At 73.6% G+C, this 14,529-nt stretch carries 18 protein-coding genes; 14 read left to right on the top strand and 4 right to left on the bottom strand.

Annotated features, from left to right (window positions below):
* From OG559_RS00310 to ribH, 6 genes are all read left to right on the top strand, one after another.
* Positions 1-957, top strand: a complete 957-nt coding sequence (locus OG559_RS00310) for a response regulator (protein WP_387019190.1) — start codon at positions 1-3, stop codon at positions 955-957.
* 399 nt (positions 958-1,356) lie between these two features.
* Positions 1,357-2,418 (top strand): bifunctional diaminohydroxyphosphoribosylaminopyrimidine deaminase/5-amino-6-(5-phosphoribosylamino)uracil reductase RibD, encoded by a 1,062-nt coding sequence (ribD, locus tag OG559_RS00305; RefSeq protein ID WP_405110838.1) that lies wholly within the window; start codon positions 1,357-1,359, stop codon positions 2,416-2,418.
* 1 nt (position 2,419) lies between these two features.
* Positions 2,420-3,034, top strand: coding sequence for a riboflavin synthase (locus OG559_RS00300; RefSeq protein WP_405110835.1), 615 nt, complete (start codon positions 2,420-2,422; stop codon positions 3,032-3,034).
* Entirely contained in the window at positions 3,031-3,732 is a 702-nt protein-coding gene (pnuC, locus tag OG559_RS00295; protein WP_405110832.1) for a nicotinamide riboside transporter PnuC, read from the top strand. Before OG559_RS00300 ends, pnuC begins: the two co-directional genes overlap by 4 nt.
* Entirely contained in the window at positions 3,729-4,994 is a 1,266-nt protein-coding gene (locus tag OG559_RS00290) for a bifunctional 3,4-dihydroxy-2-butanone-4-phosphate synthase/GTP cyclohydrolase II (RefSeq protein ID WP_405110829.1), read from the top strand. The genes pnuC and OG559_RS00290 overlap by 4 nt, the downstream gene beginning before the upstream one ends.
* A 2-nt stretch (positions 4,995-4,996) precedes the next feature.
* Entirely contained in the window at positions 4,997-5,497 is a 501-nt protein-coding gene (ribH, locus tag OG559_RS00285; protein ID WP_405110826.1) for a 6,7-dimethyl-8-ribityllumazine synthase, read from the top strand.
* Between the two features lie 302 nt (positions 5,498-5,799).
* On the opposite strand, the gene OG559_RS00280 is transcribed toward ribH, so the two are convergent.
* The 4 genes from OG559_RS00280 to OG559_RS00265 form a co-directional block, all read right to left on the bottom strand.
* Positions 5,800-6,051 carry a hypothetical protein gene (locus OG559_RS00280; protein WP_405110823.1) on the bottom strand — a complete coding sequence of 84 codons (252 nt, stop codon included), beginning with the start codon at positions 6,049-6,051 and terminating at the stop codon, positions 5,800-5,802.
* Positions 6,052-6,350: 299 nt separating this feature from the next.
* A complete protein-coding gene (locus tag OG559_RS00275) occupies positions 6,351-7,094 on the bottom strand; it encodes an amino acid ABC transporter ATP-binding protein (RefSeq protein WP_405110820.1) in 744 nt (247 codons plus the stop codon).
* Between the two features lie 2 nt (positions 7,095-7,096).
* Complete coding sequence (locus tag OG559_RS00270) at positions 7,097-7,942, bottom strand: amino acid ABC transporter permease (protein WP_405110818.1); 846 nt, start codon at positions 7,940-7,942, stop codon at positions 7,097-7,099.
* Positions 7,939-8,814, bottom strand: coding sequence for a transporter substrate-binding domain-containing protein (locus OG559_RS00265; protein WP_405110815.1), 876 nt, complete (start codon positions 8,812-8,814; stop codon positions 7,939-7,941). The genes OG559_RS00270 and OG559_RS00265 overlap by 4 nt, the downstream gene beginning before the upstream one ends.
* A 159-nt stretch (positions 8,815-8,973) precedes the next feature.
* On the opposite strand from OG559_RS00265, the gene OG559_RS00260 reads away from it, so the two are divergent.
* The 8 genes from OG559_RS00260 to OG559_RS00225 all read left to right on the top strand — a co-directional run bounded on the left by OG559_RS00260 (position 8,974) and on the right by OG559_RS00225 (position 14,301).
* Entirely contained in the window at positions 8,974-9,237 is a 264-nt protein-coding gene (locus tag OG559_RS00260; protein ID WP_036375234.1) for a phosphoribosyl-ATP diphosphatase, read from the top strand.
* Positions 9,238-9,284: 47 nt separating this feature from the next.
* On the top strand, positions 9,285-10,130 hold the full coding sequence (gene hisG, locus OG559_RS00255) for an ATP phosphoribosyltransferase (RefSeq protein ID WP_405110812.1): 846 nt from the start codon (positions 9,285-9,287) through the stop codon (positions 10,128-10,130).
* Positions 10,127-11,209: a DMT family transporter gene (locus tag OG559_RS00250; protein WP_405110809.1), complete on the top strand. Its 1,083-nt coding sequence runs from the start codon at positions 10,127-10,129 to the stop codon at positions 11,207-11,209. Before hisG ends, OG559_RS00250 begins: the two co-directional genes overlap by 4 nt.
* An 83-nt stretch (positions 11,210-11,292) precedes the next feature.
* Entirely contained in the window at positions 11,293-11,754 is a 462-nt protein-coding gene (locus OG559_RS00245; protein ID WP_405110806.1) for a PH domain-containing protein, read from the top strand.
* A 376-nt stretch (positions 11,755-12,130) separates the two neighbouring features.
* A complete protein-coding gene (infC, locus tag OG559_RS00240) occupies positions 12,131-12,781 on the top strand; it encodes a translation initiation factor IF-3 (protein ID WP_396673825.1) in 651 nt (216 codons plus the stop codon).
* A 19-nt stretch (positions 12,782-12,800) separates the two neighbouring features.
* Complete coding sequence (gene rpmI / locus OG559_RS00235) at positions 12,801-12,995, top strand: 50S ribosomal protein L35 (RefSeq protein WP_320067918.1); 195 nt, start codon at positions 12,801-12,803, stop codon at positions 12,993-12,995.
* 32 nt (positions 12,996-13,027) lie between these two features.
* Positions 13,028-13,420 (top strand): 50S ribosomal protein L20, encoded by a 393-nt coding sequence (gene rplT / locus OG559_RS00230; RefSeq protein WP_396673824.1) that lies wholly within the window; start codon positions 13,028-13,030, stop codon positions 13,418-13,420.
* 29 nt (positions 13,421-13,449) lie between these two features.
* Positions 13,450-14,301, top strand: coding sequence for a TrmH family RNA methyltransferase (locus tag OG559_RS00225; protein WP_405110801.1), 852 nt, complete (start codon positions 13,450-13,452; stop codon positions 14,299-14,301).
* The last annotated feature ends 228 nt before the right edge of the window (positions 14,302-14,529 follow it).

Below are 14,529 nucleotides of genomic sequence, written 5' to 3'. Positions count from 1 at the left end.
GTGGAGCCGGCCGAGGAACGACCCGACGTCATCCTCGTCGTCGACGACGACGCCGACATCGCCCGGTTCGTCGAGTTCAACCTACGGCTGCACGGCTTCGAGGTGATCCACGCCGGCGACGGCCAGGAGGCGCTCGAGGTGATCGAGCGGCAGCGGCCGGACCTGGCGGTGGTCGACCTGATGATGCCGCGCATCGACGGGCTGGAGCTGACCCGGCGGCTGCGCGCCGACCCGATGACCTCCGCCCTTCCGGTGATCATGCTGACCGCCAAGGGGATGACCGTGGACAAGGTCCACGGGCTCAGCGCCGGCGCGGACGACTACCTGGTCAAGCCCTTCGACACCGCCGAACTGGTGGCCCGGGTCAGCTCCACCCTGCGGCGCAACAAGGAGTTCCGCGAGGTCTCCCCGCTGACCGGCCTGCCCGGCAACTCCCGGATCCGCCGGGAGATCACCGACCGGGTGCGCAGCGGCGTCGACTACGCGGTCGGCTACGTCGACATCGACCGGTTCAAGAGCGTCAACGACCGGTACGGCTTCGTCCGGGGCGACGAGTTCATCTCCGCGTTGGCCCGCAGCCTGCACCGGGCGGTCGTCGCGATCGGGCTGCCACCGGCCTTCCTCGGTCACGTCGGCGGCGACGACTTCGTCATCGTCTGCGCCCCCGAGCAGGTCCGGCCGCTGACCTCCCGGGCGGTCGTGGACTTCGAGACCGCCGCCGACCGGCTCTACGACCCGTCCGACGCCGAGCGCGGCTACGTCGAGCTGAAGGACCGCCGGGGCAACATCCGGCGCGCGGCGCTGGTCACCCTGTCGATCGGGGTGTCCGTGTCCGACGGCGGCAAGCGGCTCATCAATCCGCTGGAGGCGATCGCGGCCGCCTCCGAGATGAAGTCCGTGGCCAAGAGCCAGCCGGGTTCGTACGTGGCGGTCGACCGGCGACGCAGTCTTTCTTGAATATTGCCTACCTGTGTGAGGTAGCTCCCCGAGGGCAGACGCGTGGCGCGTGTCGTGCCACACTTCTGAGGTACCCACCACGCGCTGGCGGGACTCGGTGTAATTCCGAACCGGCGGTGATCCACGGTGCGACCGTGGTAAGCCCGCGACCCGGACGGCGACTGCCGCCCGGTGGACCTGGTGAGATTCCGGGGCCGACGGTTGGGGGCGGGCAAGCCCACCCCCAGAAAGTCCGGATGGGAGACAGCGCGCGGGACGGGGCGGGCCCTGCCGGCCGCTGACCTCAGCGCTGTCCGGGCTTCCCCGGGGTCGGCTTCGCCGTCCCCGGAATCCGCCGCCGCCTGCCCGTGCCCTCCCGACCCGCCCGCGCGCGGACCGGCGAGCGAGAGGGCAGGGGCGATGGACAGCGGCTCCGTGGACGAGGCGATGCGTCGGGCGATCGCGCTCGCGGCCCGCGGGCTCGGCACCGCCAGCCCCAACCCCGTGGTCGGCTGCGTGCTGCTCGATCCGGACGGCGAGGTCGTCGGGGAGGGATTCCACGCGTACGCGGGCGGACCGCACGCCGAGATCGTCGCGCTCGCCCAGGCCGGCCGGCGGGCCCGGGGCGGTACCGCCGTGGTCACCCTGGAGCCCTGCGACCACACCGGCCGCACCGGCCCGTGCAGCCGCGCCCTGATCGTCGCAGGCGTCTCCCGGGTGGTCGTCGCCGTGCCCGACCCCGACCCGGTGGCGGCCGGCGGCGCCGCCACCCTGCGCGCCGCCGGCGTACGGGTCGAGTTCGGGGTGCGCGCCGCCGAGGCCGAGGCCGGGAACGTCACCTGGCTCACCTCCGTGCGCCGGGGCTGGCCGTACGTGGTGTGGAAGTTCGCGGCCACCCTCGACGGGCGCTCCGCCGCCGTCGACGGCACCAGCATGTGGATCACCTCGGAGGAGGCCCGAGCCGACGTGCACGCGCTGCGCGGCACGGTCGATGCGGTGATCGCCGGGGTGGGCACCGTCCTGGCCGACGACCCCCGGCTCACCGTGCGCAACCTGCGCGACGGCACCCTGGCCATCCGGCAGCCGCTGCGGGTGGTGGTGGACAGCCTCGGGCGTACCCCCGCCGGGGCCCGGGTCCGCGACGGCGCCGCCGAGACGTGGATCGCCACCGCCGGGCAGGTCGGCGCCGGCCCGGACGGCCGGGTCGACCTGCCGGCGCTGCTGGCGGAGCTGCACCGCCGGGGGGTGCGGGCCGCGCTGCTGGAGGGCGGCCCCAGCCTGGCCGGCGCGTTCCTCTCCGCCGGCCTGGTCGACCGGGTCGTCGGGTACGTCGCGCCGAGGCTGCTCGGCGCCGGGCCGACCGCGCTGGCCGACGCCGGGGTGACGACCATCGCCGACGCCATCGACCTGGAGATCACCGACGTTACGCAGATCGGTCCCGACCTGCGGATCACCGCGCTGCCCCGGAAGAGGGAGGGCTGACATGTTCACCGGCATCGTCGAGGAGCTGGGCGAGGTCGTCGCAGTGACCGAGACCGGGGGTGACTCGGCGCTGGTCGCCGTTCGCGGCCCGCTGGTCACCGCCGACGCGAGGCACGGCGACTCCATCGCGGTCAACGGAGTCTGTCTCACCGTGGTCGACGTCGGCGCCGGCGCCTTCACCGCCGACGTGATGGGGGAGACGCTGCGCCGCTCCGCCCTCGGCGGGCTGGGGCCCGGCGCGCCGGTCAACCTGGAACGCGCCGCCGCGCTGAACAGCCGGCTCGGCGGGCACATCGTGCAGGGCCACGTCGACGGGGTGGGCGAGGTGCTGTCCCGGGAGCCGGCCGAGCAGTGGGAGACGGTCCGCTTCCGCCTCCCCTGCGCCCTCGCCCGGTACGTGGTCGAGAAGGGCTCGATCACCGTCGACGGGGTGTCGCTGACGGTGGCCGACGTCGGGCCGGACTGGTTCGCCGTAGGGCTGATCCCCACCACCCTCAAGCTGACCACCCTCGGCGCCCGCGCCGTTGGCGACCCGGTCAACCTGGAGGTGGACGTGCTGGCCAAGTACGTCGAGCGGCTGCTCGGCGACCGGGCCGCCGGCGGGGGCCAGCGGTGACGGAGCCGCTCGGCTGGCTGCTCGACGCCCAGCTGCACGTCGCCGGCTCGCCGGTGCTGGTGCGGGAGATCGTCGGCAACGTCTTCGGCCTGGCCTCGGCGCTGCTCGGCCTGCGCCGCGTGGTCTGGGCCTGGCCGGTCGGCATGGTCGGCAACGCGCTGCTGCTGACCGTGTTCCTCGGTGGGGTGTTCGTCACCCCGCAGGCGCACGACCTCTACGGCCAGGCCGGCCGGCAGGTGTTCTTCTTCGCCGTCAGCCTCTACGGCTGGTGGCGCTGGTCGCGCAACCGCCGCCTCGGCGCCGACGGCGACCACGCCGCGGTCGTGCCGCGCTGGGCCACCGGCCGGGAGCGACTCGGCCTGCTGGTGGCCGCCGCCGTAGGCACCGCCGTCGCGTACCCGGTGCTGGCCGCGCTCGGCTCCTGGGGGCCGCTGCCCGACGCCTGGATCCTGACCGGCAGCCTGCTGGCCACCTACGGCATGGCCCGCGGCTGGGTGGAGTTCTGGCTGATCTGGATCGTGGTGGACGCCGTCGGCGTGCCACTGCTGCTGCGCGGCGGGTTCTACCCGTCCGCCGTCATGTACCTCGTCTACGGCGCCTTCTGCGCCTGGGGCTTCGCCGCCTGGTGGCGTGCCTCACGCGCCGTCCACCCGACCCGCGTCCCGCTCCCGTCCACCTACTCGGAGGCCGTCGCATGAGCACTTTCGCCAGCATCGAGCAGGCGGTGGCGGACATCGCCGCCGGCCGGCCCGTCGTCGTGGTCGACGACGCGGCCCGGGAGAACGAGGGCGACCTGATCTTCGCGGCCGAGTTGGCCACCCCGGAGCTGGTCGCGTTCATGGTCCGCTACACCTCGGGCTACATCTGCGTGCCGCTGACCGAGGGCGAGTGCGACCGGCTGGACCTGCCACCGATGCACCACACCAACCAGGACCGGCGGGGCACCGCGTACACCGTGACCGTGGACGCCCGGGAGGGGGTCAGCACGGGCATCTCGGCGGCCGACCGGGCGCACACCATCCGGCTGCTCGCCGCCGCGTCCACCGACCCGACCGACCTGGCCCGGCCCGGGCACGTGGTGCCGCTGCGGGCCCGCGAGGGCGGGGTGCTGCGCCGGGCCGGGCACACCGAGGCGGCGATCGACCTGACCCGGCTGGCCGGGCTGCGTCCCGCCGGCGTGCTCTGCGAGCTGGTCAACGACGACGGCACCATGATGCGGTTGCCCAACCTGGAGAAGTTCTGCGCCGAGCACGGCCTGACCCTGGTGACCATCGCCGACCTGGTGGCCCACCGGCGGCACACCGAGAAGCAGGTGGAGCAGGTGGCGGTGGCCCGGATGCCCACCCCGTACGGCGTGTTCCGGGCGCTGGGTTACCGCGCCGAGCACGACCCGGCCGAGCACGTCGCCCTCGTCTTCGGGGAGCTCGGCGACGGGGAGGACGTGCTGGTCCGGGTGCACTCGGAGTGCCTCACCGGCGACGTGTTCGGCTCGCTGCGCTGCGACTGCGGCCCGCAGTTGCAGGCCGCGCTGGCCCGGGTCGCCCGGGAGGGCCGCGGGGTGGTGCTCTACGTGCGCGGGCACGAGGGGCGCGGGATCGGGCTGCTGCACAAGCTCCAGGCGTACCAGTTGCAGGACCTGGGCCGGGACACCGTCGACGCGAACCTCGACCTGGGGCTGCCGGCGGACGCCCGGGACTACGGCACGGGCGCGCAGATCCTCTACGACCTGGGCGTGCGCTCGATGCGGCTGCTGACCAACAACCCGGCCAAGCGGGCCGGGCTGGAGGGGTACGGCCTGACCGTCACCGGCCGGGAGGGACTGCCGGTGCAGCCGCAACCGGAGAACGTCCGCTACCTGCGCACGAAGCGCGACCGGATGGGCCACCTGTTGGACGAGTTGGACGAGGTGACCGAGGCCCCGATGGGTCGCCCGGTCACCGACGACGAGATCGGAGCGTAGCGATGGCGGGATTCGGTGAGCCCGGGGTGACGGCGGTGGACGCCGCCGGGATGACGGTCGGGATCGTCGCCGCGCGCTGGCACGGTGAGCTGACCGACCACATGGTCGACCGGGCGGTGGCCGCCGCCGAGGCGTGCGGCGCGCGCGCCGTGGTGGCCCGCGTCGCCGGGTCGGTGGAGCTGCCGGTGGTCGCCCAGGCGATGGCCCGCCGCTTCGACGTGGTGGTCGCCCTCGGCGTGGTGGTGCGCGGCGCCACCGCCCACTTCGACTACGTCTGCCGCTCGGTCACCGACGGGCTGACCCGGGTCGCCCTCGACGAGGGCAAGCCGGTCGCGCACGGGGTGCTCACCGTGGACAGCCTCGAGCAGGCCCGGGACCGGGCCGGGCTGCCCGGCTCGGCGGAGGACAAGGGCTGGTCGGCCACGGTGGCGGCGCTGGACGCCGCGCTGGCCGTGCGCGGCCTGGCCGCCGCCGCCGGACAGCGGCTCGGCTTCGGCCGCTGACCGGTCCCGCCGGTCCACCGCCCCGTCGTTGACCGGCCCCGGTCCCGGAGCCGACCGGCGTGGAACCCGGCCCGGAGTTGGCCGGTGTGCAGGGCGCCCCGGCGCTCGCCGGTGGGGAGTGCGGCACGTACGGCGGCGGCCGGCGCCGGGAGTCATTCCCGAGGCCGGCCGCCGTGGCGGACCACCGAGATGCTCGCGCCGACCAGGTCGGCGCCTTCAGCCCCCGCAGCCAGCCCAGCACCACGAACTACGTCATCACCACTCGGCAAAACTCCGGGGGCCTCTACGTGCGGCGGTGGAGATCAGGTGGTGTAGAGGGTCAGGTGCCAGTGCGGGTTGTGGCTGGCGGAATAGGTGCACAAATAGTCGCGGTAACGCTCGTCCGGCCGGTCGACTGCATTGCTGCCGGCCTGGTAGCACGCGGTGCCGGAGGGGTACCACCCGCCGTTTACCGCGGCGGCGCTTGCGGGGGTCGCCGTCGTCAGCGAGACGGTGCCAGCGACAATCGCACTGAAGATGCCCAGACGTGTTCCTAATTTCCCGGTCTTGGTCACGACACTCCTTATCCTCCCTCGGTTCCGAGACCGCGCCCGTGTACCGAATGCGCGGTTCCGGAATCAGTATCGTTCCTCATATATACATGGGTGTATGGGAGCACACAAGAGAAGCGGTGCGGTCGCGCGGCTGCTACGCGCCGAGCGTCACGCGGTAGGAACCCGACCGGGTAACCGCGCCCTGACCTGCTTCTACCAGGCACTCCTCGTCCTGGCGTGGTTCCGTAAGGGCGAAGACAAGACCCACTCTCGCGGCCGGGCTCGGAGTGTCCAGGGCCACCGCCTACCTCCTTTCAGTCTCAGAGTCGGCCGGCGGCGATGATGCGGTGCAGGAACTGGCGGGTGCGCGGCTCGGTCGGTTCGCCCAGCACCCGTTCCGGTGGCCCGGTTTCGATCACCCGTCCGCCGTCGAGGAAGCAGACCTGGTCGGCGACCTCGCGGGCGAAGCTCATCTCGTGGGTGGCCAGCACCATGGTCATCCCGTCGGCCTTGAGGTCGCGGATCAGGTTCAGCACCTCGCCGACCAGTTCCGGGTCCAGCGCGGAGGTGACCTCGTCGAGCAGCATCAGTCGGGGGGAGTTGGCCAGGGCCCGGACGATCGCCACCCGCTGCTGCTGGCCGCCGGAGAGCTGGTCGGGGTAGGCGTCGGCCTTCTCACCGAGCCCCACCCGGTCCAGCAGTTCCCGGGCCTGCGCCTGTGCCTCGGCGCGGGCCCGCCGGTGCACCCGCACCGGGGCCAGGGTGACGTTGTCGAGCACGCTCAGGTGCGGGAAGAGGTTGTACGACTGGAAGACCATCCCGACCCGCCGGCGCACCCGGTCCGGGTCGACCCGGGGGTCGGAGACGTCCTCCCCGTCCAGCTCGATGGTGCCGTCGTCGAGGGTCTCCAGCAGGTTGACGCAGCGCAACAGGGTCGACTTGCCCGAGCCGGACGCCCCGATCAGCGCCACCACCCGGTGCTCGTCCACGGTCAGGTCCAGCCCGTCGAGCACGACGTGGCCGCCGTACGTCTTGCGCAGCCCTCGGCACCGCAGCAGCGACATCGTCAGCCCCTTCCCTGGCGGCGGGCCGCCCGCAGCGTCACCGCGTCGGTGACCGCGATCAGCGGGATCGCCAGCAGCACGAACAGCACCCCGGCCACCACGTACGGCGTGTAGTTGAACGTCTCGGCCGTGGCGATCTGCGCGGCGCGGACCGCGTCGATCGGGCCGGCGAGGGAGACCAGACCGACGTCCTTCTGCATCGCCACCACGTCGTTGAGCAGCGGCGGGGCCACCCGCCGGACGGCCTGCGGCAGCACCACGTGTCGCATGGTCTGCCGGTAGGTCAGCCCGAGCGAGCGGGCCGCGGCGAGCTGGCTGGGGTGGACCGACTCGATGCCGGCCCGGAACACCTCGGCCAGGTACCCGCCGTAGGTGAGCACCAGCGCCAGCCCGCCGAGCACCAGCACCGGCGGCATCCCCCGCAACCGCAGGCCGGGCATGCCGAGGGTGAGCACGTACAGCACGATGATCAGCGGCAGGCCCCGGAAGGTGTACGTGTACCCGGCCGCGAGGGCCCGGACCGGGAAGAAGACCGGGCCGCGCAGCGTGCGCAGGAGCGCGACCAGCAGCCCGAGCAGCAGCGCGCCGGCCGCGCAGCAGACCAACAGCCGGATGTTGAGCCACAGGCCGGTGAGCACCGCCGGCAGCGCGTCCCGGGCGATCGTCGGGTCTGCGAAGGACTCCCGGACCCGGTCCCAGCCGGGCGCGCCGGTCACGGCGACGACCAGCAGCGTGCCGAGCGCCGCCGTGGACGCGGCGGCGACCAGCACGCTGGTGACGGTCTGCCGACGGCGGTACGCGGCCCGCCGCCGCTGCGCCTGCGAGGGGAGGTGGGGTGCCAGGGTCACGTGAGCTCGGCCGCCCCCGCGACCTGGGCCAGCCACTTCTGCTCCAACCGCTTGAGCGTGCCGTCGGCGGTGAGCTGGCCGACCGCCCCGCTGACGCAGGGGGTGAGCGGGGAGTTGCGGTCCAGCAGCAGCCCGAACGCCTCGGGGGTGCCGACCTGGGGGAGCTGCCCGACGATCTTCGTGTCGGTGAGTTCCGCGCCGGTGATGTAGAAGGCGGTCGGCAGGTCCACCACGAGGCCGTCGATCTGCCCGTTCTGCAGTGCCTTCTTGGCGTCGTCGTTGCTGTTGTAGACCTGCGGCTCGGCCGTCGGCCTGATGACCTGGGTGATCGCCTGGTAGCTGGTGGTGCCGACCTGGGCGCCGAGTTTCGCGCCGCGCAGGTCGGCCAGGGTCTTCGTCCCGGCGATCTTCGCGGACTTCCGGGCGATCACGGCCTGCCGGACCAGATGGTACGGGCCGGAGAAGTCGACAGCCTTCTTGCGCTCCTCGGTGATGGAGAACTGGTTGATGTCGAAGTCGAACTCCTTCGGGCCGGGGGCGATGGCGGTGTCGAACTTCACCCGGGTCCAGGTGACGTCGGACTTGGCGTACCCGAGCTTCTCCGCCACGGCGTACGCCACGGCGGCCTCGAAGCCCTCGCCGTTGTCCGGCTTGTTGGCGGTGAACCAGGGTTCGTACGCCGGCTCGTCGGTGGCCACGGTGAGCTTGCCCGGCGTACGGGTCGGCAGGTTGTCCCTGGTGCAGGCCGGCCCCGCGGTGGCGGCGGGGGTGGCGGTGGCGGGGGGGGCGTCGTCCTGGGGCGCGCAGGCGGCGACCGCGACGAGGACGGTGCCGGCGGCGGTGAGCGCGAGGGCGCGGGGGCTGCTGGGCATGGCGGACAGCGTAGAGCCATCGACGGGCGTCGTGCAGGGTTGTCCCACCGTTCCGGTAGGGAATTCCGGCCGGTCGGTCCGCCGCCGCCGTGTCAACAGCCGGACCGGCGGGGACCCGCTGCGCGCCCCGACGTGCCGGTGCTGGAAGAATCGCACCCCGTGAAGACGTTCGAGGAGTTGTTCGCCGAGCTGCAGGCCAAGGCCGCCGCCGGCACCCCCGGCTCGGGCACGGTGGCCGCGCTGGAGAAGGGGGTGCACTTCATCGGCAAGAAGGTCGTCGAGGAGGCGGCCGAGTCGTGGATGGCCGCCGAGCACGAGGGCCCGGAGCGGGCGGCCGAGGAGATCTCCCAGCTGCTCTACCAGGCGCAGGTGCTGATGCTCGCCACCGGTCTCGAACTCAAGGACGTCTACCGACATCTGTGAGTGCCCCGTCCGCTGATCTTCTCCACCGATCGAGGGAGCACTCCGCCATGCTGCGTGTCGCCATTCCGAACAAGGGCACCCTGGCCGAGCCGGCCGCGGGGATGCTGCGCGAGGCCGGTTACCGGCAGCGCCGCGACCCCAAGGACCTGGTCTGCCGGGACGAGGCCAACGACGTCGAGTTCTTCTACCTGCGTCCCCGCGACATCGCCACCTACGTCGGCTCCGGCGACCTGGACCTCGGCATCACCGGCCGGGACCTGCTGGTCGACTCCGGCGCCCCGGCCGAGGAGGTGGTGGACCTCGCCTTCGGCGGGGCCACCTTCCGGTTCGCCGCCCGCCCCGACACCATCGCCTCGCCGAAGGAGCTGGGCGGGCACCGGATCGCCACCGCGTACCCGGGGGTGGTCCGCCGCTACCTCGACGACCACGGGCTGACCGCCGACGTGATCCGGCTCGACGGCGCGGTGGAGAACGCCGTCCGCCTCGGCGTGGCCGACGTGGTGGCCGACGTGGTCTCCACCGGGGCGACCCTGCGCCAGGCCGGCCTGGCGATCGTCGGCGACCCGCTGCTGGTCTCCTCGGCGGTGCTGGTCCGCCGCGCCGGGGCCCCCGAGCACGCCCAGGAGGCGCAACTCCTGCGCCGGCTGCACGGGGTGCTGGTGGCCCGCCGCTACGTGATGCTCGCGTACGACGTGCCGGCCGGGCTGCTCGAGCGGGCCAGCTCGCTCACCCCCGGCATCGAGTCGCCCACCGTCTCGCCGCTGCACCGCGAGGGCTGGGTCGCGGTGCAGGCGATGGTGCGGAGCGACGACGTGCACCGGATCATGGACGAGCTGTACGAGCTGGGCGCCCGCGCCATCCTGGTCACCAACATCCACGCCTGCCGGCTGTGAGGCCGCCGCCCCGGGCGGTCGCCCTCGCCCTGGTGGTGCTCGGCGGGGCGGGCTCCGCGGCGCAGGGGGCGGGCAACGCCACGCTGGGGGCGCGGGCCGGCGATCCGGTGCTCGGCGCGCTGGTCAACAACATCGGTGGGTGCCTGGTGGTCCTCGTGGGCCTGCTCGGCCTGCCGTCCACCCGGGCCGGGCTCGACGCGCTGCGGCGGGCCCGGCTGCCGTGGTGGACGTACCTTGGCGGGCTGGGCGGGGCGGTGATCGTGACGGTCGCCACGTATGTCGTCCCGGTGCTCGGGATCGCGGTCTTCACCATCGCCCAGGTGGCCGGGGGCAGCCTCGGCGGGCTCGCGGCGGACCGGGCCGGGCTGGCCCCGCTCGGGCGGCTGCGGCTGACCGGCCCCCGGGTCACCGGGGCACTGCTCGGCGTCCTCGCCGTCGCCCTGGCCCAGCTCGGCCGGCCGGTTGGCGGCGTCGCCGTCGGTGGGATCCTGCTCGCCGTCGTGGGCGGGGCGGCGGTCGCCCTCCAAGCCGCGCTCAACGGCCGGGTCGCCGCCGCCGGCACCGCCACGGCCGGCATCGCGATCAACTTCGCCGTGGGCACCGCGGTCATCGTGGTGGTGGCCGCGCTCGCCGGGGTCTTCACCGGCCCCGAGCCGACCTGGCCGGGCGACTGGTACCTGTATCTCGGTGGCCTGCTCGGCGTCGGCATCGTGCTGGCCCTGATGATCGGGGTCCGGGCGGTCGGGGTGCTGCGCACCGGGCTGGCCCTGGTCGCCGGCCAGCTCGGCGGCGCCCTGCTGCTGGACGTCGCGCTGCCCGGCGGGGCGGGGCTCCGGTGGCCGGTGCTGGTCGGCGCACTGCTCACCCTGCTGGCGGTGGTGGTCGCCGGCCGGGGCACCCGCCCACCGACTCCGGCCGGTCCGGTTGTCCCCCGGTCCCGGACGGGCCCGGCATCCCCGGCGGGTCCAGTGGCCCCGGTGCGCCCGGGGGACTCCCGGGACCAGGGCCCTTCCGGCACCGTGGATCGTCGGCGCGCTGGGCCTGCTGGCCACCGGGGGCCACCTGCCGAATCCCGCTGACCCGGTGCCCCGGGTCGCAGGTGCGGGCAGGTGGTCGCGTGTGGCGGTGGGTGGGCCGGCGGGCCGGATGGCAGACTGGTGGGGTGAGCGATACCGAACCGGTTACCTTGCGGCCCCGCCGGATCCGGCTGGTGTGCTGGGTGTCGGCCGCCGTCCTGCTGGTGGTGTTCAGCCTGGTGGCCACCTCGCTGACCGGCGCGACCGGCAATGGCTACGGCAGCTTCCAGCGCGGGGACCAGCTCGCCATGATCGGCCTGGGCGTCTTCGGCGCGCTCGGCATTCTGCTGTTCACCCGGCCCCGGGTGGAGGCGGACGCGCGCGGCGTGCGGGTGCGTAACGTCATCGGCTCGTACGAGCTGCCCTGGGAGGTCGTTCGGGGGGTGCGCTTCGACCGTGGCGCGCCGTGGGCGAGCCTGGAGCTGCACGACGACGACCTGCTGCCGATGGTGGCCCTCCAGGCAGCCGATAAGGAGCTGGCGGTCGAGGGGGTCCGCGCCCTGCGCCGGCTGCACCAGGCCCACCTCGCGGCCCTCGCCGCCCGCTGAGCCGTCCAGCTCAGGCCCCGGGCCGCGGGGGCGGCCGACCCGAGGGCTGAGTTGCGCGCCCGGTTTGGGAGCGGATCGGGTGGGGGTGTAGTCTTGCTGAGTCGACCAGACTGCCCCCGTGTCCCACGTGCGGGTGGTCTTGAAGCGGAGCGCCTGCTCCCACCCGAGTCGCCCCAGTCGGTGGCCGGGTCCGGTCACCGGTTCCGGGCACACCCCGGGGCCGGATGCGCGATCATGTGATCGTGCCGACCGGTCGAGCGGGCCCTGGCATACGCCGGGGCCTTCTGCTTTCCGGATCGGCCTCCACCATGGGGGCCGCGGAGTCGGCCACGCAGGAGACTCGACTCGAGGAGGCCCCATCAGCGTCGAACCACGCGTGAACGAGCAGATCCGGGCACGTGAGGTCCGCCTGGTCGGCCCCGAGGGTGAGCAGGTGGGCATCGTCCCGCTGGAGCGCGCCCTTCAGCTGGCCGCGGACGTCGACCTGGACCTGGTCGAGGTTGCGCCGATGGCGCGCCCGCCGGTGTGCAAGCTCATGGACTTCGGCAAGTTCAAGTACGAGAGCGCACTGAAGGCGCGCGAAGCGCGGCGTAACCAGCAGCAGACCGTCATCAAGGAGATGAAGCTCCGGCCGAAGATCGACCCGCACGACTACGAGACCAAGAAGGGTCACGTGGTGCGGTTCCTCAAGGCCGGCGACAAGGTCAAGGTGACGATCATGTTCCGCGGTCGCGAGCAGAGCCGCCCGGAGCTGGGCTACCGGCTCCTGCGCCGGCTCGAGTCCGAGATCACGGAGCTGGGATACGTCGAGGCCGCTCCGAAGCAGGACGGTCGAAACATGATCATGGTTCTCGCTCCGCACCGGGCCGTCAAGGCCTCCGCGGTCGCCGCGACGGCGTCCCGCGGTGCACCCCGGGACCGGGCTGCGGACGAGTTCGCCGCTCCGGCAGCCGGTGAGACCGCGGCAGTCGGCGAGACCGCACCAGCCGGTGAGACCGGCGCAGTCGCCGACAACAGCGGCGAGTAACAGGGGAGAAGACGTTTCAATGCCGAAGATGAAGAGCCACACGGGCATGGGCAAGCGGGTCAAGGTGACCGGCAGGGGCAAGCTCGTCACCGAGCAGGCCGGCAAGCGCCATCTCCTGGAGAAGAAGGCCTCCACCCGTACCCGCCGGCTGACCGGCACCGTCGAGGTGGCCAAGGCCGACGTCAAGCGCATCAAGAAGCTGCTCGGCCGCTGACGCGCGCCACCTGAACCGAATAAGGAGTTGAGATGGCACGCGTCAAGCGGGCTGTGAACGCCCAGAAGAAGCGTCGTACCCTGCTGGAGGCCGCGAGCGGCTACCGCGGTCAGCGCTCCCGGCTGTACCGCAAGGCCAAGGAGCAGGTGCTGCACTCGATGCAGTACGCCTACCGGGACCGTCGCGACCGCAAGGGCGACTTCCGGCAGCTGTGGATCACCCGGATCAACGCGGGTGCCCGCGCCAACGGGATGACCTACAACCGGCTGATCCAGGGCCTGCGCCTGGCCGGCGTCGAGGTCGACCGGAAGATCCTGGCCGACATGGCCGTCAACGACGCCACCGCGTTCGCCGCGATCGTCGAGATCGCCCGCGTCGCCGTGGCGGCCGAGGGCACCGGTGGCGCGGCGGCCCAGGCCGCCTGATCCGCCAGCACCCGGCCGAGGCGCCCCCCGTGTCGTCCACGACGCACGGCGGGCGCCTCGGCCGCGCTACGGAGCCGGACACCATGCCCTTCACCCCACGTACCCCCAGGGTCGTCGCCGCCCGCCGGTTGCACCGGCGCCGCGACCGCGAAGCCGCCGGCCGGTTCCTCGCCGAGGGGCCGCAGGCCGTCCGGGAGGCCCTCGTCCGCCCCGGCACCGTCGTCGAGCTGTTCGGCACCCCGGGAGCCCTCGACCGGTACCCCGACCTGGCCGCCCGCGCCGCCCACGCCGACGTGCCGGTCTCCGAGGTCACCGACGACGCCCTCGCCGTGCTCACCGAGACCGTCGCCCCGCAGGGCCTGGTCGCCGTCTGCCGGCACCTGGACGTGCCGCTGGACGACGCGCTCGCCGCCGGCCCCCGCCTCGTCGCGGTGCTCGCCGAGATCCGCGACCCGGGCAACGCCGGCACCGTGCTGCGCACCGCCGACGCCGCCGGGGCCGGTGCCGTGGTCTTCGCCGGCGACGCGGTCGACCCGTACAACGGCAAGTGCGTGCGGGCCTCGGCCGGCAGCCTCTTCCACGTCGACGTGGTCCGCGCGCCCGACGCCCTGGCCGTGGTCGCCGCGCTGCGCGCCGCCGGGCTCTCGATTCTCGCCACCACCGGGTACGGCGACAGCGACCTCGACGACCTCGCCGACGCCGGCCGGCTGGCCGCCCCTACCGCCTGGTTGTTCGGCTCGGAGGCGCACGGGCTGCCCGAGGAGCTGGCCGCCGCCGCCGACGCCCGGGTGCGGGTGCCGCTGCACGGGCGCGCCGAGAGCCTGAACCTGGCTGCGGCTGCCGCCGTGTGCCTGTACGCTTCAGCGAGAGCACTGCGCTGACGCCCGAGCGCGTCCGCACCCGGTGTCGGGTGCCCGGCCGGCGGCGCGGTTCCAGCACAGGGGAGTCGTCCACATGATGAACGCGCCACGGCGTTCGTTTAGCCAGCCCGCCGGTGTCGGCGGGCGGCGGGCCTGACCCTTCCCCCTGCGTGACCTCCCACCGGCGGGCTGCGGCACAGCCGCGCGTCCGTAGACTCGCTTCGCCGCCCGTGCAGGGCCGGTGCCGCC

The organism is Micromonospora sp. NBC_01405 (assembly GCF_045040155.1).
Classification (GTDB): Bacteria; Actinomycetota; Actinomycetes; order Mycobacteriales; family Micromonosporaceae; genus Micromonospora.
The sequence above is the reverse complement of the archived record's forward strand: the minus strand, read 5'-3'. Positions and strand labels throughout refer to the sequence as shown.

What these genes read in the sequence shown, in the direction of transcription:
- ribD (WP_405110838.1), top strand. Translation starts at nt 1,357, where the DNA reads ATGGACAGCGGCTCCGTGGACGAGGCGATGCGTCGGGCGATCGCGCTC.
- OG559_RS00300 (WP_405110835.1), top strand. Translation starts at nt 2,420, where the DNA reads ATGTTCACCGGCATCGTCGAGGAGCTGGGCGAGGTCGTCGCAGTGACC.
- OG559_RS00290 (WP_405110829.1), top strand. Translation starts at nt 3,729, where the DNA reads ATGAGCACTTTCGCCAGCATCGAGCAGGCGGTGGCGGACATCGCCGCC.
- ribH (WP_405110826.1), top strand. Translation starts at nt 4,997, where the DNA reads ATGGCGGGATTCGGTGAGCCCGGGGTGACGGCGGTGGACGCCGCCGGG.
- OG559_RS00275 (WP_405110820.1), bottom strand. Translation starts at nt 7,094, where the DNA reads ATGTCGCTGCTGCGGTGCCGAGGGCTGCGCAAGACGTACGGCGGCCAC.
- OG559_RS00265 (WP_405110815.1), bottom strand. Translation starts at nt 8,814, where the DNA reads ATGCCCAGCAGCCCCCGCGCCCTCGCGCTCACCGCCGCCGGCACCGTC.
- hisG (WP_405110812.1), top strand. Translation starts at nt 9,285, where the DNA reads ATGCTGCGTGTCGCCATTCCGAACAAGGGCACCCTGGCCGAGCCGGCC.
- rpmI (WP_320067918.1), top strand. Translation starts at nt 12,801, where the DNA reads ATGCCGAAGATGAAGAGCCACACGGGCATGGGCAAGCGGGTCAAGGTG.
- rplT (WP_396673824.1), top strand. Translation starts at nt 13,028, where the DNA reads ATGGCACGCGTCAAGCGGGCTGTGAACGCCCAGAAGAAGCGTCGTACC.